Source organism: Streptomyces sp. NBC_00726 (genome assembly GCF_045161735.1).
Taxonomy (GTDB): Bacteria; Actinomycetota; Actinomycetes; order Streptomycetales; family Streptomycetaceae; genus Streptomyces.
Genome location: NZ_CP108983.1, coordinates 197043 through 221233, shown reverse-complemented (window position 1 = coordinate 221233; position 24191 = coordinate 197043). Strand labels below are relative to the sequence as shown.

General features: G+C 72.4%; 24 protein-coding genes. 17 read left to right on the top strand and 7 right to left on the bottom strand.

Annotated elements, in window-relative coordinates; genetic code table 11:
- Window positions 1–65: 65 nt before the first annotated feature.
- The 4 genes from OG338_RS00960 (at window position 66) to OG338_RS00945 (ending at window position 3920) form a co-directional block, all read left to right on the top strand.
- Window positions 66–1283: a PP2C family protein-serine/threonine phosphatase gene (locus OG338_RS00960; RefSeq protein WP_405935480.1), complete on the top strand. Its 1218-nt coding sequence runs from the start codon at window positions 66–68 to the stop codon at window positions 1281–1283.
- A 92-nt stretch (window positions 1284–1375) separates the two neighbouring features.
- Window positions 1376–2044, top strand: a complete 669-nt coding sequence (locus tag OG338_RS00955) for a TetR family transcriptional regulator (RefSeq protein WP_405935479.1) — start codon at window positions 1376–1378, stop codon at window positions 2042–2044.
- Complete coding sequence (locus tag OG338_RS00950) at window positions 2041–2811, top strand: SDR family NAD(P)-dependent oxidoreductase (protein ID WP_405935478.1); 771 nt, start codon at window positions 2041–2043, stop codon at window positions 2809–2811. Before OG338_RS00955 ends, OG338_RS00950 begins: the two co-directional genes overlap by 4 nt.
- A gap of 68 nt (window positions 2812–2879) precedes the next feature.
- Complete coding sequence (locus tag OG338_RS00945; RefSeq protein WP_405935477.1) at window positions 2880–3920, top strand: NAD(P)-dependent alcohol dehydrogenase; 1041 nt, start codon at window positions 2880–2882, stop codon at window positions 3918–3920.
- 33 nt (window positions 3921–3953) lie between these two features.
- On the opposite strand, the gene OG338_RS00940 is transcribed toward OG338_RS00945, so the two are convergent.
- On the bottom strand, window positions 3954–4442 hold the full coding sequence (locus tag OG338_RS00940) for an NUDIX domain-containing protein (protein ID WP_405935476.1): 489 nt from the start codon (window positions 4440–4442) through the stop codon (window positions 3954–3956).
- Window positions 4443–4523: 81 nt separating this feature from the next.
- On the opposite strand from OG338_RS00940, the gene OG338_RS00935 reads away from it, so the two are divergent.
- On the top strand, window positions 4524–5069 hold the full coding sequence (locus tag OG338_RS00935) for a DUF1697 domain-containing protein (RefSeq protein ID WP_405935475.1): 546 nt from the start codon (window positions 4524–4526) through the stop codon (window positions 5067–5069).
- 4 nt (window positions 5070–5073) lie between these two features.
- Here OG338_RS00935 and OG338_RS00930 read toward each other — a convergent pair whose 3' ends face one another.
- Entirely contained in the window at window positions 5074–5469 is a 396-nt protein-coding gene (locus OG338_RS00930; RefSeq protein WP_018102867.1) for a molybdopterin-binding protein, read from the bottom strand.
- A gap of 98 nt (window positions 5470–5567) precedes the next feature.
- On the opposite strand from OG338_RS00930, the gene OG338_RS00925 reads away from it, so the two are divergent.
- From OG338_RS00925 to OG338_RS00900, 6 genes are all read left to right on the top strand, one after another.
- A complete protein-coding gene (locus OG338_RS00925) occupies window positions 5568–7028 on the top strand; it encodes an MFS transporter (protein ID WP_405935474.1) in 1461 nt (486 codons plus the stop codon).
- 10 nt (window positions 7029–7038) lie between these two features.
- Complete coding sequence (locus OG338_RS00920) at window positions 7039–8064, top strand: glutathione S-transferase family protein (protein ID WP_405935473.1); 1026 nt, start codon at window positions 7039–7041, stop codon at window positions 8062–8064.
- 100 nt (window positions 8065–8164) lie between these two features.
- Window positions 8165–10384 (top strand): NADP-dependent isocitrate dehydrogenase, encoded by a 2220-nt coding sequence (locus tag OG338_RS00915; RefSeq protein ID WP_405935472.1) that lies wholly within the window; start codon window positions 8165–8167, stop codon window positions 10382–10384.
- A gap of 76 nt (window positions 10385–10460) precedes the next feature.
- Window positions 10461–12287, top strand: coding sequence for a cytochrome c oxidase subunit I (gene ctaD / locus OG338_RS00910; RefSeq protein WP_405935471.1), 1827 nt, complete (start codon window positions 10461–10463; stop codon window positions 12285–12287).
- Window positions 12284–12652, top strand: a complete 369-nt coding sequence (locus tag OG338_RS00905; RefSeq protein ID WP_405935470.1) for a hypothetical protein — start codon at window positions 12284–12286, stop codon at window positions 12650–12652. Before ctaD ends, OG338_RS00905 begins: the two co-directional genes overlap by 4 nt.
- Window positions 12653–12786: 134 nt before the next feature.
- Window positions 12787–14148 (top strand): NAD(P)/FAD-dependent oxidoreductase, encoded by a 1362-nt coding sequence (locus tag OG338_RS00900; protein WP_405935469.1) that lies wholly within the window; start codon window positions 12787–12789, stop codon window positions 14146–14148.
- Window positions 14149–14172: 24 nt separating this feature from the next.
- Here the strand turns inward: OG338_RS00900 and meaB are convergent, their stop codons facing one another.
- The 3 genes from meaB to mutA are packed head-to-tail and all read right to left on the bottom strand — an operon-like array spanning window position 14173 to window position 19240.
- Entirely contained in the window at window positions 14173–15171 is a 999-nt protein-coding gene (meaB, locus tag OG338_RS00895) for a methylmalonyl Co-A mutase-associated GTPase MeaB (RefSeq protein ID WP_405935468.1), read from the bottom strand.
- Between the two features lie 11 nt (window positions 15172–15182).
- On the bottom strand, window positions 15183–17384 hold the full coding sequence (gene scpA, locus OG338_RS00890) for a methylmalonyl-CoA mutase (RefSeq protein WP_405935467.1): 2202 nt from the start codon (window positions 17382–17384) through the stop codon (window positions 15183–15185).
- On the bottom strand, window positions 17384–19240 hold the full coding sequence (mutA, locus tag OG338_RS00885) for a methylmalonyl-CoA mutase small subunit (protein ID WP_405935466.1): 1857 nt from the start codon (window positions 19238–19240) through the stop codon (window positions 17384–17386). Before mutA ends, scpA begins: the two co-directional genes overlap by 1 nt.
- 195 nt (window positions 19241–19435) lie before the next feature.
- On the opposite strand from mutA, the gene OG338_RS00880 reads away from it, so the two are divergent.
- The 5 genes from OG338_RS00880 (at window position 19436) to OG338_RS00860 (ending at window position 22197) form a co-directional block, all read left to right on the top strand.
- Complete coding sequence (locus OG338_RS00880; protein ID WP_405935465.1) at window positions 19436–19864, top strand: DUF6325 family protein; 429 nt, start codon at window positions 19436–19438, stop codon at window positions 19862–19864.
- Between the two features lie 50 nt (window positions 19865–19914).
- Window positions 19915–20196 carry an SHOCT domain-containing protein gene (locus tag OG338_RS00875; RefSeq protein WP_405935464.1) on the top strand — a complete coding sequence of 94 codons (282 nt, stop codon included), beginning with the start codon at window positions 19915–19917 and terminating at the stop codon, window positions 20194–20196.
- 180 nt (window positions 20197–20376) lie between these two features.
- On the top strand, window positions 20377–21180 hold the full coding sequence (locus OG338_RS00870; RefSeq protein ID WP_405935463.1) for a tyrosine-protein phosphatase: 804 nt from the start codon (window positions 20377–20379) through the stop codon (window positions 21178–21180).
- A gap of 75 nt (window positions 21181–21255) precedes the next feature.
- Complete coding sequence (locus OG338_RS00865; RefSeq protein WP_405935462.1) at window positions 21256–21660, top strand: DUF1992 domain-containing protein; 405 nt, start codon at window positions 21256–21258, stop codon at window positions 21658–21660.
- Between the two features lie 45 nt (window positions 21661–21705).
- The gene (locus OG338_RS00860; protein WP_405935461.1) at window positions 21706–22197 is read left to right on the top strand and encodes a GNAT family N-acetyltransferase; all 492 of its coding nucleotides are present in this window, start codon (window positions 21706–21708) and stop codon (window positions 22195–22197) included.
- A gap of 10 nt (window positions 22198–22207) precedes the next feature.
- On the opposite strand, the gene OG338_RS00855 is transcribed toward OG338_RS00860, so the two are convergent.
- Together OG338_RS00855 and OG338_RS00850 are read right to left on the bottom strand one after the other, a co-directional pair.
- Entirely contained in the window at window positions 22208–23026 is an 819-nt protein-coding gene (locus OG338_RS00855; RefSeq protein ID WP_405935460.1) for a VOC family protein, read from the bottom strand.
- Window positions 23027–23160: 134 nt separating this feature from the next.
- The gene (locus OG338_RS00850; protein ID WP_405935459.1) at window positions 23161–23493 is read right to left on the bottom strand and encodes a DUF6479 family protein; all 333 of its coding nucleotides are present in this window, start codon (window positions 23491–23493) and stop codon (window positions 23161–23163) included.
- Window positions 23494–23699: 206 nt separating this feature from the next.
- Here OG338_RS00850 and OG338_RS00845 point away from each other — a divergent pair, with 206 nt between their 5' ends.
- Window positions 23700–24104: a hypothetical protein gene (locus OG338_RS00845; protein ID WP_405935458.1), complete on the top strand. Its 405-nt coding sequence runs from the start codon at window positions 23700–23702 to the stop codon at window positions 24102–24104.
- Window positions 24105–24191 lie beyond the last annotated feature (87 nt).

Sequence of the window (24191 nt, the reverse complement as noted above, 5' to 3'; positions counted from 1 at the left end):
CTCCGACCGGGTCGAATGGAGATACGCGCCGGCACCCGGCCGGCAGATCCCGGAAGGAGAGGACCTTGACGATCGGACTCCTGAGCCGGCTCGCGCCCCACGTGACGCTTCCCGGCACCGACCTCGGAGAGGACGCCGTGCGCGCCCGCAGGGTCGGTAACGGGGTGCTGTTCGGCGCGCTGGCCCTGCTGACCGCCGCGATCGTCTGCCTGGACGTGCTGTCGGGCCAGGATCTGCGTCTGGTGCCCCTGCTGGTGGTGGTACCGGCGTTCGTCTCGGTCTTCGGCACGATCGCCCAGACCACCGGTGTCGCCGCCTTCGTCATGGCGGTGGCCGTCGCCTCGCGCCTGGCGGCCGGGGGGAGCTACTGGGACATCGGGAGCAGTGTCGTCTTCACCGCCCTGGCGTGTCTCCTCGGCATCGGCGCCTGCGTCCTGCGCATCCGGCACGCCACCGAGGTCGCCAGGCTCCGCTCCGCCGCCGTCGCCCTCCAGCGCCAGATCCTGCGCCCGCTGCCCATTCCCACCGACCAGATCACCGCCCACGGCTCGTACACGCCGATCGAGGAGGACCATCTCGTCGGCGGGGACATCTACGAGGTCGTGCAGTCGCCCTACGGAACCCGGGTGATCATCGGAGACGTCCAGGGCAAGGGGCTCCCCGCCATCGGCGTGGGCTTCGCCGTCCTCGGCGCGTTCCGCGAGGCGGCCATCCGCGAACCCTCCCTCATCGGCGTCGTGGACCGGCTGGAGGACGCCGTCGCCCGGCAGAACGCCTTCGCCGCCCAGACCGGTGACGCGGAACGCTTCGTCACCGCGCTCGTCCTCGGCTTCGACGGCGACGGCCGCGCGCAGGCCGTCAACTGCGGCCACCTGCCGCCCCGCCTGGTGCACGACGGGGTCGCCGCCACCGTGCCGCTGCGCCGGACGTCGGTACCGTTGGGTCTGGCGGAACTCAGCGACGAGGGCCGCTCCGCGGAACGGCTCGACTTCCCGTCCGGCGCGACGCTCCTGATGTTCACCGACGGGGTGACCGAGGCCCGTGACGCCGAGGGCCGCTTCTATCCGCTCGACGCCCGGCTGAGCCGCTGGGCCCGCCGGGGCCCCCGGGAACTGCTCGACGCGCTCGGACACGACCTGGAGGAGTTCTCCGGCGGGGTGCGGCGCGACGACATCGCCGTACTGGCCCTGAGCCGGGTCACCGGGCCGGTCCCCGCCCAGGCCCCGTCCGAGCCGACGGTGCGCGAGGCGATGCGGCCCGCGGCGGCGCTCAGCGGGCGGTAGTCCCCGCCTGTCACAGGCGCTGCTCACACCCACTTCATGTCCCGGCGAGACTTCTGTCGCGTCGGGACATTTTCGGGTGTACGGTGAAAGACATGCAAGCGGAGCAGAAGATTCCGGAGAGGCGGGGCCGCAAGGCCCGCCGGACCCGGGACGCGCTGGCCGGAGCCGCGTTCGAGCTGGTGCTCGACCGGGGGCTCAGGGAGGTCACGGTCGAGGAGATCGCGGAACGCGCCGACCTGGACCGCCGTACCTTCAGCCGGTACTTCGCGAGCAAGGAGGACGCCGTCCTGGACTCGGTCCGGGGCGACGGCGACCGCATCAACGAGGCCCTGCGTGCCCGCCCGGCCGATGAGCCCCCGCTCACCGCCTACCACCGGGCCGTTCAGGACTGGCTCGCGGACCCCGGGGTCCCGGCCTGGCACCGCCGCCCGCGCATCTACGAGCTGCTGGTCCTCGCCGAGCGCGAACCGACCCTCTACGCGGCCTTCCACCACATCCGGGTGGACGCCCAGGCGGACTCGGTCGTCATCGTCGCGGACCGGCTCGGCACCGACCCCCTCAGCGACCTGCGGCCCGCCGTCACGGTCGCCGCCGGAGCCGGTGCCCTGCTCGCCGCCCAGGCCGCCTGGGTCCGCGGGAACCGCCCCGACGAGCTGCCCCGGCTCGTGGACCGGGCCTTCGCCGCCCTGGCCGGCGAACTGCTCACCGGCCCCGCGCCGCACAGCACCACCAGCACCACGGAAGGAAACGGCACACCATGAGCACCACCACCCCCACCGACCAGGAGTTCGCCGGCCGTACCGCCCTCGTCACCGGCGGGGCCTCCGGCATCGGCCTGGCCCTCGTCCACCGGCTCGCCGGCGCGGGCGCCGCGGTCGTCGTCGCCGACTACGACGAGGCGAGCGCCCGCGAGGCCGCCGCCGCCCTGGAGAGCGCCGGCGGCCGGGCCGCCGCCGTGGCCATGGACGTCACCGACCCCGCGTCCGTCGAGGCGGGCGTACGGTTCGCCGTCGACACCTTCGGCGCCCTGCACCTCGCCGTGAACAACGCGGGCATCGGCGGCCCCAGCAACCCGACCGGTGAGTACGCCGTCGCGGACTGGGACCGGGTCGTCGCGACCAACCTCAGCGGCGTCTTCTACTCGATGCGCTACGAACTGCCCGCCATCGTCGCCGCGGGCGGCGGCGCGATCGTCAACATGTCCTCGATCCTGGGCACCAACGGCTTCGCCGGTTCTCCGGCCTACGTCGCCGCCAAGCACGGCGTCGTCGGCCTCACCAAGACCGCCGCCCTCGAATACGCCGCCCAGAACGTCCGGATCAACGCGGTGGGCCCCGGCTTCATCGACACCCCGCTGCTGCGGAACACGGAGGGCCCGGCCCGCGACCACCTGATCTCGCTGCACCCGGCGGGCCGTCTCGGCACGGCCGAGGAGGTCGCGGAGCTCACCGCGTTCCTGCTCTCCGACCGCGCCTCGTTCATCCACGGCAGCTACCACCTGGTGGACGGCGGCTACTCCGCCTCCTGAGCGGGGCTCCGGGGGAGCGGGGGGTTTCGGGGGTCAGCACACAAGCCACAGAGGTCGAGGAGGACCCCATGAAGGCAGTTCAGTACCGCGAGATCGGCGCCGCACCCGAGGTCGTCACCGTGCCCGACCCGGAGCCGGGCCCCGGGCAGGTGCTGCTGAAGGTCACGGCGGCGGGCGTCTGCCACTCCGACATCGCCGTGATGAGCTGGACCGCGGACCAGTTCCCGTATCCGCTGCCGCTCACCCTCGGACACGAGGGCGTCGGCACGATCGCCGCGCTCGGCGACGGCGTCACCGGCCTGGAGACCGGCCAGTCCGTCGCCGTCTACGGCCCCTGGGGCTGCGGCACCTGCGTCAAGTGCGCCGAGGGCAAGGAGAACTACTGCCTGCGCGCCGCCGAGCTCGGCATCAACCCGCCCGGCCTCGGCTCGCCCGGAGCCATGGCCGAGTACATGATCGTGGACGACCCGCGCCACCTCGTGCCCCTCGGCGGCCTCGACCCGGTCCGGACCGTGCCGCTCACCGACGCCGGCCTCACCCCGTACCACGCCATCAAGCGCTCCCTGCCGAAGCTGGTGCCCGGGGCCACCGCCGTCGTCATCGGCACCGGCGGCCTCGGCCACGTGGCGATCCAGCTGCTGCGCGCCCTCACGGCCGTCCGGGTCATCGCCCTGGACGTCACCGAGGACAAGCTCGCCCTCGCCCGTACCGTCGGGGCGCACGAGACCGTGCTGTCCGACGAGCACGCGGCCGCCCGCATCCGCGAACTGACGGGCGGCACCGGCGCCCAGGTCGTCCTGGACTTCGTCGGGGCCCCGCCCACCGTCGCCACCGCCGGCGCGGCGGCCGCCATCGACTCCGACGTGACCATCGTCGGGATCGGCGGCGGAGCGCTGCCCGTGGGCTTCGGCGCCCTCCCGTTCAACACGACGGTCACCGCCCCGTACTGGGGATCGCGCTCCGAACTGGCCGAGGTGCTGGACCTGGCCCGCACCGGCGCGGTGGACGTGCACGTCGAGACGTACCCGCTGGACGAGGCACCGCTCGCCTACGAGCGCCTGCACGCCGGCAGGATCAACGGCCGGGCGGTCATCCTCCCGCAGAGCTGACCGGCCCCGTGCCGGGGAGGGCGGGCGCCGGCCTCAGGCCCCGCCCTCCGCCAGACGCTCGCGCAGCCGGTCCACGAAGACCCGCTGCCCCTTCACCAGCCGCTCCGCCGCCTCCTCGGGAGTGCACCAGGCGAACCGGTCCAGCTCCGGGAACTCCCGCAGCGTCCCCGACCTCCGGGGCCACTCCATCGAGAACGTGCCGGGCACCGCCGTCGCCGGGTCCGCATCGCCCTCCAGCGCCCACACGGTCACCGTCTTCCCGCCGGCCTGACGCACCTCGCCCAGCGCGACCCACGCACCGTCCGGCGCCGGATGCCCGAACTCCTCCGCGAACTCCCGCCGCGCCGCCGCCCCCGGCTCCTCGCCGGGGCCGTACTCGCCCTTCGGCACCGACCAGGCGGCCTCCTCGCGCCCCGCCCAGAACGGGCCGCCCATATGGCCGATGAGCACTTCGAGACCGCGCCCGGCACCGGTACGGAACAGCAGGAGCCCCGCGCTGCGGCGGGTCGTCTTCCCGGTCATACCGTCCAGTGTGCGCGGCGGGGCTACGCTGGCGGCGACCGGCGCGCCCCGCGCCCCTCCCGCAGGAACAGGTGACCGGACTTGCTGTACATCGCGCTGCTCCGAGGGCTCAACGTGCCGGGCCGCTCCGTGAAGATGGAACGGCTGCGCGGACTGTTCACGGAGCTGGGTCTCGGCTCCGTGCGCAGCTACATCCAGAGCGGCAACGTCTTCTTCGAGTCCGACGAGACCGACCGGGCCGCGCTCGCCGCCCGGATCGGCGGCCACCTCGCCGGGGCGCTCGGCTTCGACGTCGCGGTGTGCCTGCGTACGGTCCCCGAGCTGGAGGCGCTGATCGCGCTCGACCCGTTCCAGGACGTCACGGTCACCGACGACATCCGCTGCTGCGTCGTGTTCACGACCGAGCGCATCCCGTCGGAGCTGGAACTGCCGATGCTCTCCCCGAAGAAGGACATGGAGATCATCGGCCACACGGACTACGACGCCTTCGTCGTCTGGCACCTGATCAACGGCAAGGCACCGGCCGCCAAGGGCTTCCAGGAAGGCGTCCTGGGCCATGACGCCACCACTCGCTTCTTCCACACCGTCGCCAAGATCCTGGCAGCGGCCCGGAAGGGCATGGACTGACCGGTCAGGCCCGGTCGATGTGCACGCTGGTCGACTTCACCCGGGCGGTGGCCTGCACCCCGACCTCCAGGCCCAGCTCCTCCACGGCCTCCCGTGTCAGCAGGGACACCAGCCGGTGCGGCCCCGCCTGGATCTCGACCTGCGCGGCCACATCGCCCAGCTTCACCGCGGTGACGATGCCCGCGAACGCGTTGCGCGCGGAGGTGTACGAGACCTCCTCGTCGCCCGCCCCGTTCTGCGCGACCTCGACGGAGAACGCCGCCAGGTCGCGGCCGTCGATGAGACGGCGGCCGCCCTCGTCGCGGTGGGTCGCGACGCGCCCCGCGTCGGCCCAGCGCCGGGCGGTGTCGGGGCTGACCCCCAGAAGCCGGGCCGCCTGCCCGATCGTGTACGACTGCATGCGCCGTACCCTAACCGCCCCGCGACCGCGCGGACGCGCCACGGCCGGGTGGACCAGCCGGGATGAGGAATCCGGGCGCCCGTCCTAGGGTGCGAACCATGGCAGACAGCGACGGGCACGACGCGCCCGATCCGCGACGGTGGCAGGCGCTCACGGTGTGCCTGGTCGCCGGGTTCATGACCCTCCTGGACGTCTCGATCGTCAACGTCGCGCTCCCCGCCATCAAGGAAGGGCTGCACACCCCGGAGTCCGACCTGCAATGGGTCCTGTCCGGTTACGCCCTGGCCTTCGGCCTGTTCCTCATCCCGGCCGGGCGGCTCGGCGACGCCCGCGGCCGGCGCGCCGTGTTCATGGCGGGGCTCACGCTCTTCACCCTGTCCTCCGCGGCCTGCGGCGCCGCCCAGTCCAGCCTGTGGCTGGTGGTCGCCCGGCTGGTCCAGGGACTGGCCGGCGGCATGGTCTCGCCGCAGATCTCCGCCCTCATCCAGCAGATGTTCCAGGGCCGGGAACGCGGCCGCGCCTTCGGCATGTTCGGCACGGTGGTCGGCATCTCCACCGCCGTCGGCCCGCTGCTCGGCGGCCTGCTGATCCAGGCGGCCGGAGCGGAGGAGGGCTGGCGCTGGGTGTTCTACGTCAACCTCCCGCTGGGCCTCGTCTGCCTCCTGCTGGCCCACCGCCTGCTGCCCGACACCCCGTCCGCGGGCCCGGTCCGGCTGCGCGACCTCGACCCGCTCGGCGTGCTGCTGCTCGGCACGGGCGTGCTGGCCCTGCTGCTGCCCTTCGTCCAGTCCCGGCAGTGGCCCGGTGACGGGAAGTGGCTGCTGCTGATCCTGGCCGTGGCGCTGCTCGCCGCGTTCGTCGGCTGGGAGTCCCGGTGCGGCCGGCGCGGCACCCAGCCGGTCGTCGACCTCCGGCTCTTCAAGGTGCGCTCGTACTGGCTCGGCTGTCTGCTCATCCTGCTCTACTTCGCCGGATTCACCTCGATCTTCTTCATCACCACCCTCTATCTCCAGAGCGGTCTGCACTACACCGCCCTCCAGGCCGGTCTGGCGATCACCCCCTTCGCCCTGGGCTCCGCCGTCGCCGCCAGTCCCGGCGGCCGGCTCGTCGGCCGCTTCGGCCGCCCCCTCGTCGTCGTCGGCCTGGCCGCCGTGGCCATCGGGCTCGGCGCCACCGCGCTCGCCGTCCACCTGGTGCCCGGCAGGGGCGCCGGCTGGGCGATGGCCGCCCCGCTGCTCTTCGCGGGGCTCGGCAGCGGCCTGGTCATCGCACCCAACCAGACCCTGACCCTGTCCGAAGTGCCGGTCGCCACCGCGGGCAGCGCAGGCGGCACCCTCCAGACCGGGCAGCGCGTCGGCTCCGCCATCGGGATCGCCGCCGTCGGCGCGGTGTTCTTCGCCCAGGTCGCCGGGGACGGTTGGTCCGACGCGTACGACCACGGGCTCATCGTCTCCGTCGCCTTCGTCGGCGGCGCTCTGCTCGTCGCGGTCGCCGACGTGGGCGGCGGCCGGCGGGGCAGACGACGCACCCGGCACTCCCCACCCGCAGCCGCCTCCTGAGGAGAACGCGATGAACGACTCCGCCGGCACCGACGGCAACAGCTCGTACGGACACAAACCCTTCAAGCGCTCCCGCAGCCACTTCGCGGACCGCATCACCGCCGACGGCCGCGACGGGTGGCCCGTCGAAGCGGGCCGCTACCGGCTCGTCGTCAGCCGGGCCTGCCCCTGGGCCGGCCGCGCCCTGGTCTCACGCCGGCTGCTCGGCCTGGAGGACGCGCTCTCGCTCGGCATCACCGACCCGCTCCAGGACGACCGCAGCTGGCGCTTCACGCTCGACCCGGACGGCCGCGACCCGGTGCTCGGCATCCGCTACCTCAGCGAGGCGTACGACGCCCGCGAGCGCGACTACCCGGGCGGCGTCAGCGTCCCGGCGATCGTGGACGTGCCCAGCGGCAGGCTGGTCACCAACGACTACCAGCAGATCACCCTGGACCTCGCCACCGAGTGGACCGCCCTGCACCGGCCCGGCGCCCCCGACCTCTACCCCGAGCCGCTGCGCCCGGAGATCGACGAGGTCATGGACGGCATCTACCAGGACGTCAACAACGGGGTGTACCGCGCCGGGTTCGCGGACGGCCAGGACACCTACGAGGAGGCGTACGAAGCCCTCTTCCGCCGCCTGGAGCAGACGTCGGACCGGCTCGCGGACCGGCGCTACCTCGTCGGCGACACGATCACCGAGGCCGACATCCGGTTCTTCACCACCCTGGTCCGCTTCGACCCCGTCTACCACGGCCACTTCAAGTGCAACCGCCGGAAACTCTCCGAGGACCCGGTGCTGTGGGCGTACGCCAGGGACCTCTACCAGACCCCCGGATTCGGGGACACGGTCGACTTCCACCACATCAAGCAGCACTACTACCGGGTGCACACCGGCATCAACCCCACCGGCATCGTGCCCGCGGGCCCCGACCTCTCCGGCTGGCTGACCCCGCACCACCGCGAACAGCTCGGCGGCCGCCCCTTCGGCGACGGCACCCCGCCCGGCCCCGTACCGCCCGGCGAGGAGGTTCCGTCCGAAGGCCGCCCGTAGCGCTGTTCCGGCCGGTGTGGGGCAGGGCCCTGTCGAGCCCGCGCCGCTCACGAGATATCTTGATGTCAAGCAATGTTGCAGACGTGGAGCGGAGCACAGGGTGACTGACTCGACCATCATCTATACACACACCGACGAGGCCCCGGCCCTGGCGACGTATTCGTTCCTGCCCGTGATCGAGGCGTACGCCTCCAAGGCCGGTGTCACCGTCGAGAGCCGGGACATCTCCCTGGCGGGCCGGATCATCGCCGGCTTCCCCGAGCGCCTTCGCGAGGACCAGCGCATCGACGACGCGCTCGCCGAGCTCGGCGAGCTGGCCACCACGCCGGGCGCCAACATCATCAAGCTGCCGAACATCTCGGCCTCGATCCCGCAGCTGAAGGCCGCGATCGCCGAGCTCCAGGCCCAGGGCTACGCCCTCCCGGACTACCCGGACGACCCGAAGACCGACGAGGACAAGGACGTCCGCGCCCGTTACGACAAGGTCAAGGGCAGCGCCGTCAACCCGGTCCTGCGCGAGGGCAACTCCGACCGCCGCGCCCCCGCGTCGGTCAAGAACTACGCCAAGACCCACCCGCACCGGATGGGCGCCTGGACCGCCGACTCGAAGACCAACGTCGCCACCATGGGCGTGGACGACTTCCGGTCCACCGAGAAGTCCGCGGTCATCGCCGAGCCCGGCACCCTGCGCATCGAGCTCGCCGACGACGACGGCACCACCACCGTCCTGCGCGAGTCCGTCCCGGTCCTCGCGGGCGAGGTCGTGGACGCGTCCGTCATGCGCGTCGCCGCCCTGCGCGAGTTCATCACCGCCCAGATCGCCCGCGCCAAGGCCGAGGGCGTCCTGTTCTCCGTGCACCTCAAGGCCACGATGATGAAGGTCTCCGACCCGATCATCTTCGGCCATGTCGTACGCGCCTTCTTCCCGAAGACCTTCGCCGAGTACGGTGACGCGCTCGCCGCGGCCGGCCTGACCCCGAACGACGGTCTGGGCGGCATCCTCAAGGGCCTGGAGGCCCTGCCCGAGGGCGCGAAGATCAAGGAGTCCTTCGAGGCCGAGCTGGCCGAGGGCCCCGCCCTCGCCATGGTCGACTCCGACAAGGGCATCACCAACCTGCACGTCCCCAGCGACGTCATCGTGGACGCCTCCATGCCCGCCATGATCCGCACCTCCGGCCACATGTGGGGCCCGGACGGCAACGAGGCCGACACCATCGCCGTCCTGCCGGACAGCAGCTACGCCGGTGTCTACCAGGTCGTCATCGACGACTGCCGCGCCCACGGCGCCTTCGACCCGGCCACGATGGGCTCCGTGCCCAACGTCGGCCTCATGGCGCAGAAGGCCGAGGAGTACGGCAGCCACGACAAGACCTTCGAGATCCCCGCCACCGGCACCGTCCGCGTCGTGGACGCCGCCGGCAACGCCGTGCTGGAGCAGGCCGTCGGCGCCGGCGACATCTTCCGCATGTGCCAGACCAAGGACCTGCCGATCCAGGACTGGGTCAAGCTCGCCGTCACCCGCGCCCGCGCGACCGGCAACCCGGCCGTCTTCTGGCTCGACGCGGACCGCGCGCACGACGCGCAGCTCATCGAGAAGGTCAAGGCGTACCTCGCCGAGCACGACACCGAGGGCCTCCAGATCGAAATCATGACCCCGGAGCAGGCCACCGCCTTCTCCCTGGAGCGCATCCGCCGCGGCGAGGACACCATCTCCGTCACCGGCAACGTGCTCCGCGACTACCTGACGGACCTCTTCCCCATCCTGGAGCTCGGCACCAGCGCGAAGATGCTCTCCGTCGTCCCGCTGATGAACGGCGGCGGCCTCTTCGAGACGGGCGCCGGCGGCTCCGCGCCCAAGCACGTGCAGCAGCTCGTCAAGGAGGACTACCTGCGCTGGGACAGCCTGGGCGAGTTCCTGGCCCTCGCCGTCAGCTTCGAGCACCTCGCGCAGACCACGGGCAACGCCCGCGCCCAGGTCCTCGCCGACACGCTGGACCGGGCCACGGCCACGTTCCTCAACGAGGACAAGTCGCCGTCCCGTCGCCTCGGCGGCATCGACAACCGCGGCAGCCACTTCTACCTGTCCCTGTACTGGGCCCAGGAGCTGGCGCAGCAGACCGCCGACGCCGAGCTGGCCGCCGCGTTCGCCCCGCTCGCCAAGACGCTGTCCGAGCAGGAGCGGACGATCGTGGACGAGCTGATCGCGGTCCAGGGCAAGCCGGCCGACATCGGCGGCTACTACCAGCCCGACCCGGCCAGGGCCGCGGCCGTCATGCGCCCGTCCGCGACGTTCAACCAGGCGATCGCGAGCCTCGCCTGACCGAAGGTCACCCGACGCCCCGGCCGGCTCCCGCCGCGCCGGGGCGTCGGCGTTGCGTAACCCCCCTGACGGGTGAATGTCGCGGCCCGGCGGGTGCCGGGCCGCGCGACGGGCCCGCTTCGCTGCTTTGCTGCATCCGGTAACACGCATGCACAAGCGAAGGAGCGGCCCCGTGACGACGACGGGCACACCAGGTACGGCCGAGGACGAGGAGGCGTACTCCAACGAGCTGCCGGTGCGCAGCCGGGAACCCGGCAACGTCGTCGTCAGGTGGGCGACCACCACCGATCACAAGACGATCGGCAGCCTCTACCTGGTCACCTCGTTCGCGTTCTTCCTCGGCGGCGGGCTGCTCGCCCTGTTCATGCGGGCCGAGCTGGCCCGGCCGGGCATGCAGATCATGTCGAACGAACAGTTCAACCAGGCGTTCACGATGCACGGCACGATCATGCTGCTGATGTTCGCGACGCCGCTGTTCGCCGGATTCACGAACTGGATCATGCCGCTCCAGATCGGCGCACCCGATGTGGCGTTCCCGCGGCTGAACATGTTCGCGTACTGGCTGTACCTCTTCGGCTCGCTCATCGCGGTGGCCGGCTTCCTCACCCCGAACGGCGCCGCGGACTTCGGCTGGTTCGCCTACTCGCCGCTGACCGATGTGGTCCGCTCGCCCGGGATCGGCGGCGACCTGTGGATCATGGGCCTGGCCTTCTCCGGCTTCGGCACGATCCTCGGTTCGGTCAACTTCGTCACCACGATCATCTGCATGCGCGCGCCCGGCATGACGATGTTCCGCATGCCGATCTTCGTCTGGAACGTCCTGCTGACCGCCGTGCTGGTGCTGCTGGCGTTCCCGGTGCTCGCCGGCGCCCTCCTGGCGCTGGAGGCGGACCGAAAGTTCGGCGCCCATGTCTTCGACGCGTCCAACGGCGGCGCGCTGCTCTGGCAGCACCTCTTCTGGTTCTTCGGCCATCCCGAGGTGTACATCATCGCCCTGCCGTTCTTCGGCATCGTCTCCGAGATCATCCCGGTCTTCAGCCGCAAGCCGATCTTCGGCTACATCGGCCTGGTGGCCGCGACGACCGCCATCGCCGGGCTCTCGATCACGGTGTGGGCGCACCACATGTACGTCACCGGCGGGGTGCTGCTGCCGTTCTTCTCGTTCATGACGTTCCTCATCGCGGTGCCGACCGGGGTGAAGTTCTTCAACTGGATCGGCACGATGTGGAAGGGCTCGCTGTCGTTCGAGACCCCGATGCTCTGGTCGGTCGGCTTCCTCGTCACATTCCTCTTCGGCGGACTGACCGGGGTGATCCTGGCGTCCCCGCCGCTCGACTTCCACGTCTCCGACTCGTACTTCGTGGTCGCGCACTTCCATTACGTCGTGTTCGGCACCGTGGTCTTCGCGATGTTCGCCGGGTTCCACTTCTGGTGGCCGAAGTTCACCGGCAAGATGCTGGACGAGCGGCTCGGCAAGATGACCTTCTGGATGCTGTTCGCCGGCTTCCACGGCACGTTCCTGGTGCAGCACTGGCTGGGCGCGGAGGGCATGCCCCGCCGGTACGCGGACTACCTCGCGTCGGACGGCTTCACCGCGCTGAACACCATCTCGACCATCTCCTCGTTCCTGCTCGGCCTGTCGATGCTGCCCTTCATGTACAACGTCTGGAAGACCGCCAAGTACGGCAAGCAGGTCACGGCCGACGACCCGTGGGGCTTCGGCCGTTCGCTGGAGTGGGCGACCTCCTGCCCGCCGCCCCGGCACAACTTCGTCACCCTGCCCCGTATCCGCTCCGAATCCCCGGCCTTCGACCTCCACCACCCCGCCGTGCGCGAACTGGAGGAGGCCGCCACCCGGCCGCACACCTCCGTGACGGTGGCGCCGGGGGACAAGCACGAGTGAGCGGCGAGGAGAGGCGGGCGCCGGCCGATCCGGACGCCGAGAGCGCCCGGGGACTGGCCCAGCTGGAGGGCTACCTGCTGTGGAACGCCGAGGTCGAGCGCGCCCACGGGCTCGCCCGGCGCTTCACCGACCAGCTGCCCTGGCTCACCACCGCCCAGCGCGAGGACGTGGAGCGGGTCTACACCGCCGAGCGGACCGCCGAATCCCGGGCGGTGCTGGCGCGCATCTCCGCCCGCGCTCTGCAACTGCGCGGCGAGTACACCGAGCGCTACCGCAGGCTGCGGGCCCGCTGTGTCGCCGCCGCCGTGGTCTGCGCGGGCGCGGCGGGCGGCGCCTGCGGGCTGGTCACCTACCTGGCCAGGTGATCCGGCCCGGTCGTCCGTTCTGCCTTCCCAGCAGGCGCACTCGCCTCCCGGTCGTGAAGATGAGAGGTGACGGGCGCGTGTGACGGGGCAGGCGAACGGACGACCGTGCAGACCCCCCAGAAGGGACGATCACTGTGGCACGACCCAGGATTCTCGTAGTCGGAGCCGGTTTCGCCGGGGTCGAGTGCGTACGCCGTCTGGAGCGGGGGCTGCGGCCGGGGGAAGCGGACATCGCGCTCGTCGCCCCGTTCTCGTACCAGCTCTACCTGCCCCTGCTGCCCCAGGTGGCGTCCGGGGTGCTGACCCCGCAGTCCGTCGCGCTCTCGCTGCGCCGCAGCAGCCGCCACCGCACCCGGATCATTCCCGGCGGGGCCATCGGCGTGGACCCCGCGGCGAAGGTGTGCGTGGTCCGCAAGATCACCGACGAGATCGTCGACGAACGGTACGACCATCTCGTCCTCAGCCCCGGCAGCGTCACCCGGACCTTCGACATCCCCGGGCTCCTCGACCACGCCCGCGGCATGAAGACACTGGCCGAGGCCGCCTACGTACGCGACCACGTCATCGCTCAGCTCGACCTCGCGGACGCCAGCGACGACGAGGAGGAGCGGGCCTCCCGGCTCCAGTTCGTCGTGGTCGGCGGCGGGTACGCCGGCACCGAGACCGCGGCCTGCCTCCAGCGGCTCACCACCAGCGCGCTGCGGCACTACCCCCGCCTCGACCCGAAGCTCGTCAAGTGGCATCTGATCGACATCGCCCCGAAGCTCATGCCCGAGCTGGGCGACAAGCTGGGCGCCAGCGCCCTGAAGGTGCTGCGCGACCGGGGCATCGAGGTGTCGCTCGGGGTGTCCGTCGCCGAGGCCGGGCCCGACACCGTGACGTTCACCGACGGCCGGGTGCTGCCCTGCCGGACGCTGATCTGGACCGCCGGGGTCGCCGCCAGCCCGCTGGTCGGCACCTTCGACGCGGAGACCGTGAAGGGCCGGCTCGCCGTCACGCCCGAGATGGTGCTGCCCGGTCACGACGGCATCTTCGCGCTCGGCGACGTGGCCGCCGTGCCCGACCTGGCCAAGGGCGGTGGCGCGGTCTGCCCGCCCACCGCGCAGCACGCGCAGCGCCAGGGCCGCAGGCTCGCCGACAACCTCCTCGCGAAACTGCGCGGCCGGCCGCTTCAGCCGTACGTCCACAAGGACCTCGGGCTCGTCGTGGACCTCGGCGGCAAGGACGCCGTGTCCAAGCCGCTCGGCATCGAGATGCACGGCATCAGCGCCCAGGCCGTGGCGCGCGGCTACCACTGGTCGGCGCTGCGCACCCATGTGGCCAAGGCCCGCGTCATGGCGGACTGGCTGATCAACGCCGCCGCCGGGGACGACTTCGTGCGCACCGGCTTCCAGATGCGCAAGCCGGCGACGCTGCGGGACTTTGAATACACCGACAGCTATCTGACCCCGGAACAGGTCCGGAAGCACACCGCCGCCCTGCACACCCGGATGTGACCGGGCGCGGCGGGCGGCGGCCGCTCAGACCGCCGGCCCCGGCCCCCGGAACGCGGCCAGGATCTCCTCGGCGGCCAGCGTCGCCGGGAGCGTCCCCTCCCGCACCCGGCGCTCCAGGTCCGGCGCCACCGCCCGCACCCCGGGGTGGCCGCGCAGGCTGTCCAGGAGCTCGTCGCGCACCATCGTCCAGGCCCAGTCCACCTGCTGCTCGCTGCGCTTGGCGGCGAGCCGGCCGGTCGACTCCAGGAGCGCCCGGTGCTGTTCCAGCCGCTCCCACAGCGTGTCGAGACCGGTCGACTCGCGGGCGCTGCACGTCAGGACCGGCGGGGTCCACGCCGCGTCCGCCGGGTGCATCAGCCGCAGCGCGCCCGCCAGTTCACGGGCGGCGGCCCGCGCGTCGCGCTCGTGCGGGCCGTCCGCCTTGTTGACGGCGATGGCGTCCGCGAGTTCCAGGACGCCCTTCTTGATGCCCTGCAACTGGTCACCGGTGCGCGCCAGGGTCAGCAGCAGGAACGTGTCGACCATGTTGGCGACCGCGGTCTCCGACTGGCCGACCCCGACGGTCTCCACCAGCACCACGTCGTAGCCCGCCGCCTCCATCACCACGATGGACTCGCGGGTCGCCTTCGCCACTCCGCCCAGCGTGCCGGCGGTGGGGGAGGGGCGCACGAAGGCGTCCGGGTCCACCGCGAGCCGTTCCATCCGGGTCTTGTCGCCCAGGATGGAACCGCCCGTCCGGCTGGACGAGGGGTCGACCGCCAGCACCGCGACCCGGTGCCCGAGCCCGGTGAGCAGGGTGCCGAGCGCGTCGATGAACGTCGACTTGCCGACCCCGGGCACCCCGCTGATGCCGACGCGCCGGGCGTGGCCCGAGTGCGGCAGCAGCCGGCGCAGCAGCTCCTGCGCCAGTGCCCGGTGGTCGGGGCGGGTGGACTCGACCAGGGTGATGGCGCGCGCGATGTGCGCGCGCTTCCCGTCGAGCACGCCCTTCACATAACTGTCGAGATCGATCCTCGGGGCCATCGCTCAGCGGCTCACAGCTCGTGGCCGAGCGCGGACCCGAGCCGCGTCACCAGGTCGTGGGCCGCCTCCGGGATCACCGTCCCGGGCGGGAACACGGCCGCGGCGCCCGCCTCCAGGAGCGCGTCCACGTCCTGCGGCGGAATCACCCCGCCCACCACGATCATGATGTCCTTGCGCCCCTCGGCGGCCAGCTCCTCGCGGAGCGCCGGGACGAGCGTGAGGTGGCCGGCGGCCAGCGACGAGACGCCCACGATGTGCACGTCCGCCTCGACCGCCTGCCGGGCGACCTCGCCCGGCGTCTGGAACAGCGGGCCGACGTCCACGTCGAAGCCCAGGTCGGCGAAGGCGGTCGCGATGACCTTCTGGCCGCGGTCGTGCCCGTCCTGGCCCATCTTGGCGACCAGGATGCGCGGACGCCGGCCCTCGGCCTCCTCGAACGCGTCGACCAGTGCGCGGGTGCGGTCCACGGACGGCGACTCCCCTGCCTCGTTGCGGTACACACCGGAGATCGTACGGATCTGGCCCGCGTGCCGGCCGTAGACCTTCTCCAGGGCGTCCGAGATCTCGCCCACGGTCGCCATCGCACGGGCCGCGTCCACGGCCAGGGCCAGCAGATTGCCGTCCAGGCCGGGGCCCGGGTCGCGTTCGGCGGCCGCGGTCAGCGCGCGCAGGGCGGCCTGGCACGCCTGCTCGTCGCGCTCCTCGCGCAGCCGGCGCAGCTTCTCGATCTGCTGGGCGCGCACGGAGGAGTTGTCGACCTTGAGCACGTCGATCTGCTCGTCGGTCTCGACCCGGTACTTGTTGACCCCGATCACCGGCTGGCGGCCGGAGTCGATACGGGCCTGGGTGCGGGCGGCGGCCTCCTCGATGCGGAGCTTCGGGATGCCCGCGTCGATGGCCTTGGCCATGCCGCCGGCGGCCTCGACCTCCTCGATGTGCTGCCAGGCCCGCCGCGCCAGGTCGTACGTCAGCTTCTCCACGTACGCGCTGCCGCCCCACGGGTCGATGACGCGCCCGGTGCCGGACTCCTGCTGGAGGAGCAGCTGGGTGTTGCGGGCGATGCGCGCGGAGAAGTCGGTGGGCAGGGCCAGCGCCTCGTCCAGGGCGTTGGTGTGCAGCGACTGGGTGTGCCCCTGGGTCGCGGCCATCGCCTCCACGCAGGTGCGCGTGACGTTGTTGAACACGTCCTGCGCGGTCAGCGACCAGCCGGAGGTCTGCGAGTGGGTGCGCAGCGACAGCGACTTGGCGTTCTTCGGCTCGAACTGCTGTACGAGCTTGGCCCAGAGGAGCCGGGCTGCGCGCAGCTTCGCGATCTCCATGAAGAAGTTCATGCCGATCGCCCAGAAGAATGACAGCCGGGGCGCGAACGCGTCGACGTCCAGCCCCGCGTCCCGCCCGGCGCGCAGGTACTCCACCCCGTCCGCCAGGGTGTACGCCAGCTCCAGATCGGCCGTCGCCCCGGCCTCCTGGATGTGGTAGCCGGAGATGGAGATCGAGTTGTAGCGCGGCATCTTCCGCGAGGTGAACGAGAAGATGTCGGAGATGATCCGCATCGACGGCTTCGGCGGATAGATGTACGTGTTGCGGACCATGAACTCCTTCAGAATGTCGTTCTGAATGGTCCCGGCCAGCTTTTCCGGCGGTACGCCCTGCTCCTCGGCGGCCACGATGTACAGCGCGAGGACCGGCAGCACCGCGCCGTTCATCGTCATCGACACCGACATCCGGTCCAGCGGGATGCCGTCGAAGAGCTGACGCATGTCGTAGATCGAGTCGATCGCCACACCGGCCATGCCGACGTCGCCCGTCACCCGGGGGTGGTCGCTGTCGTAACCGCGGTGCGTCGGCAGGTCGAAGGCGACCGACAGACCCTTCTGCCCGGCCGCCAGGTTGCGCCGGTAGAAGGCGTTGGACTCCTCGGCGGTGGAGAAACCCGCGTACTGCCGGATCGTCCAGGGCTGGTTGACGTACATCGTCGGGTACGGGCCGCGCAGATACGGCGCGATCCCCGGGTATGTGCCGAGGAAGTCCAGGCCCTCCAGGTCGCGCCCGGTGTACAGCGGCTTGACCGCGATGCCCTCCGGGGTCTCCCACAGCAGATCGCCCGCCGAGCTGCCGGAGGACTCCTTGACCGCGGCGCGCCACTGGTCCTCGGTGACCTCGGGGGAGCCGTCCGGCCCGAGCCCGATGTCGGAGAAGTCGGGGATACGCATTACGCCACACCCATCCGGTCGAGAAGGGAAGAGAGCACGGCCACCGCGTCGCAGCCGGCGAAGACGTACTCGTCCACACCGTCGTACGCGCCCGGCCGCCCCGCCAGATACACGCGCCGCGCGCCCGCCGCGACCAGCGCCGCGGCGACCTCCGCCGCCTGTTCGGCGTAGAGCGCGTCGCTGGAGCACAGGCACGCCACGTCCGCCCCCGAGGCGGCGAACGCCTCCGCCACCGACGACGCGTCCACCCGCACCGGCTCGTGCACCGGCTCGACGCCGCCCGCCTGGAACAGGTTCGCGGCGAAGGAGACCCGCGCGGTGTGGACCGCCGCCGGGCCCAGCGCGGCGATGAACACGCGCGGCCGGCTCCCGGTCGCCGCGAGACGGGCGTCCGAGCGGGCCCGCAGCGCCTCGAACGCCTCGTCGCGCCGGACGACCGGAAGGCCGCCGCGCTTCGGGGCCGCCGGGAACGGCTCGCGCTCCACCGGGCGCTCGGCCAGCAGCGGGAATTCGCTCACCCCGGTCACCGGCTCCTTGCGCCGCGCCAGGTCCTTGCCGCGCGCCGCCCAGGTCGCCGCGATCCGCTCCGCGACCAGCCCCGAGCCCAGGGCGGCGGCCTGGCCGCCCGCCCGCTCGATCTCCTGGAAGAACGCCCAGGCGGCCTCCGCGAGTTCGCCGGTCAGCCGCTCCACGTACCAGGAACCGCCCGCCGGGTCGATGACCCGGGCCAGGTGCGACTCCTCAAGCAGGATCGTGGAGGTGTTACGCGCGATGCGCCGGGCGAACGCGTCGGGCAGGCCCAGCGCGTGATCGAACGGCAGCACGGTCACCGCGTCCGCCCCGCCGACGCCCGCGCCGAGGCTCGCCAGGGTGGTCCGCAGCATGTTCACCCACGGATCGCGCCGCGTCATCATGACCGGCGACGTCACCGCGTGCTGCCGCTGCGCCCCGGCGCCGGGAGCCCCGCAGACCTCGGCGACCCGCGCCCACAGCCGGCGCGCCGCCCGCAGCTTGGCGATCGTCAGGAACTGGTCGGCGGTCGCCGCGTACCGGAACTCCAGCTGCCCGCACGCCGCTTCGACATCGAGCCCGGCCCCGGTCAGCGCCCGCAGATAGGCGACGCCGGTGGCCAGCGAGGCGCCCAGCTCCTCGGCCGCCGAACCGCCCGCCTCGTGATACGGCATCGCGTCCACGACGACCGCGCGCAGCCCCGGGTACTCCTCGGCGCAGCGCCGCGCCCAGCGGACGGCCTCCGTCAGGTCCGGCTCGGTGCCCTCGCGCGCGGCCCGCCCCAGCGGATCGGCGCCGAGACTGCCCCGCACCTCCGCGGCCGGGACACCGCGCTCCGCGTGCAGCCGCAGCAACTCGGCGGCCGCCGCGTCCAGTTCCGCGCCCGCGTCCAGGACGATCGGCGCCAGGTCCAGCAGGACGCCGTCGAGGGCCCAGTCCAGGCCGGGGACCGGCACGCCGTCGCTGCCCCCGACGGCCAGCCACAGCGAGGTGACGCCGTTCTCCAGGTCCGCGAGCACGGCCTCGTTGAGCCGGGCGGGGTCGGTGAACGCGTGCCGCTGACGTACGCCCCAGCCGCCCGCCGTACACCCTTCGGGCTTGCTGCCGCGGGTGAACGGGGCGAAGCCCGGGAGACCGGCATCGGGCGCGTCGTCGCGCGAGGTGTAGAGGGGCCGGGTGATGAGCCCGTCCTCCACCGTGGTGGACAGTGCTTCCTCGGCGGCCGGTCCCGACACGTCCTTGCCCGATTTGCGCAGCACGCCTTCGACAAGGCTCTGCCACTGCTCATGGGCGGGGTCGGGGAATCCGGCGGCCAGCGGAAGCCCGTCAGCAGGCTGGACCGTCATGGCCCAGATGCTAGGGCAGCTCCCGGGGGAGGAGCAGTGCGTCGGCCTGTGACCTTGCCCTCCCCCAGCGCACTTGATCCTTTACGTACGGTCGCGTAGCCGTGAGTCTCGGTTACGTGGGGTTTTGTCGCGGTGCGGTAGGTAATGCCCGAAGTTATGCTGCTGCCAATCCATTCATGCGGAGAGGACGCACCCGTGACCGTGGGACCCGTGGAATACCTCGTCGTCGCGTTTCCCGGCAGCCGGTTCACCGGCGCCATCGCGCCCGCGCTGGCCGACGCGGTCGCCTCGAAGGCGGTGCGCATCCTGGACCTGACGTTCGTGCAGCGATCCGAGGACGGCACGGTCCAGGCCGTCGAGCTGGACGATCTCGACCCCGACGACCTGGTCTCCTTCGAGCCGGTCGACGGCGAGGTGAGCGGCATGCTGAGCAGCGAGGACATCCGGCTGCTCGGCGAGCGCGTGCCGCCGGGGAGCTCCGCCGCGTTGATCGTGTGGGAGGACCTGTGGGCCGCCCCGCTGGCCGAGGCCGTCCGCGCCTCGGGCGGCCAGGTCATCGCCCACGAACGGATTCCCGCCGAGGTCGCGGAAGCCGCCGCGTCCGCCGCCGGCCACACCGGCTGACGCCCGCACCGGAAGGGGAACACGCCATGCCGATCTTCCGAGGACCCGGAATGAACCGCCGCGGACCCGGCCTCATCGGGGCCGCCGCGCGCACCGCCGTCGTCGCCGGCACCGCTTCCGCCGTCAGCGGGCGGGTCCAGCAGCGCCAGCAGGCCAGGTTCGCCGAACAGGAGGCCGCCCGGCAGGAACCGGCGCCGGCCGCCCCGCAGCCTGCCGCCGCGCCCGGCGAGGACCTGATCGGGCAGCTGGAACGGCTCGCCGCGCTGAAGCGGCAGGGCATCCTGACCGAGGCCGAATTCGAGGCCCAGAAGGCGCGATTGCTGGCCGGGTGAGTGCGGGGTTACGGGGCGCCTGCCCCGTAACCCCGCTTCCGCCTGCCCGCAGGACGGCGGCGCGTGGCCGTTCGATGATCTCCGGCGTTTTACTTTGTCGATGTGACGACATCATGCGACTTTTGATCCGGCCAGGCCGAAATCATTTCGGATGCGCGCCGGGAAAAGGGGAAATCCATCGTGCAAACCGTCAGGGCCGTCCCGACCTTCTCCGCCCTCAATCTGCGCGATCTCGGCGGCATCACACTGGGCCCGGGCCGGCAGGTCCGGCCGGGCGCGGTGCTGCGCTCCGGCCGGCTCGGCGGCCTCGACCCGGTGGACGCGGCGGCCGTCGCCGCGCTCGGCATCCGTACGGTCGTCGACCTGCGGACCGCCGACGAGCGGGGCTCGGCCCCCGACTCCCTGCCGCCCGGGGCCAGGCTCTTCGTCGCCGATGTGCTGGGCGACCACCCCGGCGTGACCCCCGCCCGGTTCCGCGCGCTGCTCGCCGACCCCGTCGAGGCCGAACGGCTGCTGGGCGACGGCAAGGCGGAGGAGGCGGTCGCGCGGTCGTACCGGCAGCTGGTGCTCTCACCGGGGGCCGCGGCCGCGTACCGCGCCTTCATCGACACGGCCGCCGACCCCGCCGCGCGCCCGGTGCTCTTCCACTGCGCCACCGGCAAGGACCGGGCCGGCTGGGGAGCCGCCCTGCTCCTCCTGATCCTCGGCGCCTCGCGCGATGCCGTGCGGCAGGAGTTCCTTGCCGTGAACCCGGTGCTGCGGGTCGTCGGACGGCCTTACGTGCAGGGCTTCCTGGACGCCGGCGGCGACCCGGCGATCGCCTCGGCGATCATCGAGGTCCGGCCCCGCTACCTCGAAACGGCCCTGGCCGCGATGGACGAGCGCTGGGGCGGTCTGGACGGCTATGTACGCGACTGCCTGCGCGTGCCCGGCCCGACGCTGCGCCGGCTGCGCGGCGAACTGGTCGTCTACACCGGCCAGTAGCTCGCCGCCGGCCCCGAACGCCCCGTCGGTAGGGTGGAGGGCGCCGCAACAGGCGTACTCCGAGAGGGGATCACGGTGACCGAGCGCAAACCCGCGGGTGTCAGTTTCGAATCATGGGTGGACCAGCAGATCCGGGAGTCCGAACGGAAGGGCGACGTCTCCGGGCTGCCCGGGTTCGGGAAGCCGATCGAGGCGCTGAGCGCTCCGTACGACGAGGCGTGGTGGATCAAGTCGAAGATGCAGCGCGAAGGCGTGTCGGTGCTCCCGCCGGCCCTGGCGCTGCGCAAGGAGGCCGAGGACGTCGTCGCCGGGCTGCCGGAGATCCGGACCGAGGCGGAGGTCCGCCGGGTGCTGGACGAGGTGAACGACAAGATCCGCGCGGCCGTCCGCAGGCCGCCGCCGGGCCCGCTGCTCAACCTGCGCCCGTTCGACGTGGACGCCCTGGTGGCGGAGTGGCGCACCGGCCGCGCCGCCTCCTGAAGGGCCCGGGGCCGTCCCCCGCGGGGGATGCGTAATACTCGCCCCATGAGATCAAGCGTTACGCCGACGGGCCGCCGGGCATCCGGCGGCCCGGTCCGCGTCCGGCGGGCGACCGCGCGCGACGCCAGGCGGCTCACCCGGCTGGTCCGGTCCTCGCGCGCCTACGAGGGCCCCTACGCGCCGATGGTCGCCGGATACCGGGTGGGTCCCGACTACATCGAGGCCCATGAGGTCTTCGTGGCCGTGCAGGAGGCGACGGACCGGGTGCTCGGCTTCTACGCGCTCGTCCTGGACCCGCCCGAGCTGGACCTGCTCTTCGTCGCGGACGACGCCCAGGGCACCGGCACCGGGCGGCTGCTCATCGGCCACCTGCGGGCGGAGGCGGAGGCGCGGGGGCTGCCCGGCGTCCGGGTCGTCTCGCATCCGCCGGCGGAGGGCTTCTACCTGACCATGGGCGCCGAACGGACCGGCACCGTGCGCGCCGCACCGCCGGCGGTGCTGTGGGACCGGCCCGAACTGCTCCTGCCGGTCGCCTGAGCCGGGCCGCTCAGGCGACCGACGCCCGGTGGACGTCCGTGACGGTGAAGAGCCCGCCGTCCGGGTCCAGCAGCGTCGCCTCCCGGCCCTCGGGGTGCGACACCTCCTCCACCAGGGAGCCCCCGCGCCCGCGGGCCCGCTCCACGGCTTGGGCCACGTCGTCCACCGGGAAGTTGACCTGCCAGTGCGGGCGGACCAGCGGATCGGGGGCGGCCTCGACCGCGCCGGAGCTGATCCGGGCCAGCTGACGGCCCCCGCACTGGACGATCACCTCGTCCTTCGCGTACGACACCTCGCAGGCCCCCGGCTGCCCGCTCGCCCAGTCCAGCACCTCGCCGTAGAAGATCGCGGCGTCGAAGGCGCTCCGGGTGCGCAGCCGCAGCCAGGCGTGCGCGTGGCCGTCCGGGGCGGGCGGGGACGTGGCCGGCGCGGTCCGCTCCCAGATGCCGAACCCGGCCCCGTCCCGGTCGGCGGCCAGCGCGCCGCGCCCCTTGCCGAGCGTCAGCGGCCCCACCGCCACCGTGCCGCTGCGCTCCCGGATGCGGGCGGCGGCCACATCGGCGTCCCGCACGGCGAAGTAGGGCGTCCAGGCGACCGCGACCCGGAAGGCGGTGGCCACGGCCCCGATGCCGGCGACCGGCACATCGCCGCGGCGGGCCACCGAGAAGTCGTCGCCGAGCCGGCCCGGGCGGAAGCTCCAGCCCAGCACCGGGCCGTAGAACTTCTGGGCGGACTCCAGATCGCGGGTCATCAGATTGACCCAGCAGGGCGCGGCGGACCCGGTCAGGGCCGCACGCGCGGGCGCCGTACCGGAGGTGCTTGGGGTCATGGTGCCACTGCCTTCATGGGGGGTGCGGCAGATGTGCCGACGGGCTTCGGGACCGTCACCAAGCCTCGCCGGGGACGGCCGCTCCCGCAAACGCGACGCCGCCGCCCGCCTCCGCGCCCCCTGGGCGGGGCCGCTCAGTCGCGCTTGTCGTCGTCCTCGTGGCGGATCGGCTCGTTGCCGTGCTCACCCAGCTCGTACGGGGACAGGCCCCGGCCGTCCGCCGGGAAGCGGTCGTCGCCGTGGATGTCCGGTTTCTCCTCGTGGCTGCGGTGCTCGGGGCCGACCGGCTGCTCGTCCGGCCGGGGCGGGGGCAGCTCCTGGTCGTGCCGTCGCTTGCCCAGCAGGAAAGCACCGATCAGCATGATCACCAGGAGCACGCCGATCACGCCCATCACGACGCCCGTCGCGCCGCGTCCGTCCGCGAGGGTGACCGCCAGGGAATTCAGGGCTCCATCCGAAACGTCCATGCTTGCCGGATACCCCGGGACACAGCCGCCACTCGGTACGGCGATCGAATTCATGTTTTAAGTGGATATAGGTGCCGAAAATGTTTCACGGGTGTGAGCCCCGGCAACGCCGGGCACGCGGGGGAGTCCGGGCCGCTCCTGTCGCCGCCGGTCGCGCACGGGGTCAGCCTGGTAGTGACGGCAATGCCCCTTCGGAAGGAGCCGCGGTGAACAGCGCACAGGACAAGCGACAGGCCACGGAGGACCATCACGACCAGGAGGTTTCGGTCGTCCTCAGCGAGTGCCCGGAGGAGGACGCGCGCACCGTCTTCGACGTGCTGAGGGCCGCCTTCACCACCGACCGCGCCTCCGTCGACGTGCCCCACGAGACCGCGGGCAGGCGGCCCACGGCGTGGGCCGCGACCGTCGACGTGTCCGAGGCCCGGGTGGTCTCCGGGTCCGTGGCCCTCGGCGTCCCCGTCACGCTCGATGTGCAGGGCGGCTACCACGCGGTGGACCGGCTCAGGGGCGGGCTGGCCGACGCCTTCGCCGTACACGTGGTGGGCACGGTGTCGGGGGACCAGGAGGAGGAAGTGCGGCTGCGTCTGGAGAACAAGCCGGGGAGCAAGTAGGCCGAACGCCCCGTGCGGGGCCCGTGAGCGACCCGAGTCACCGTCCACATCTGGTAGAAATCGGACAAAGTGACTTCGTGGAAAGGT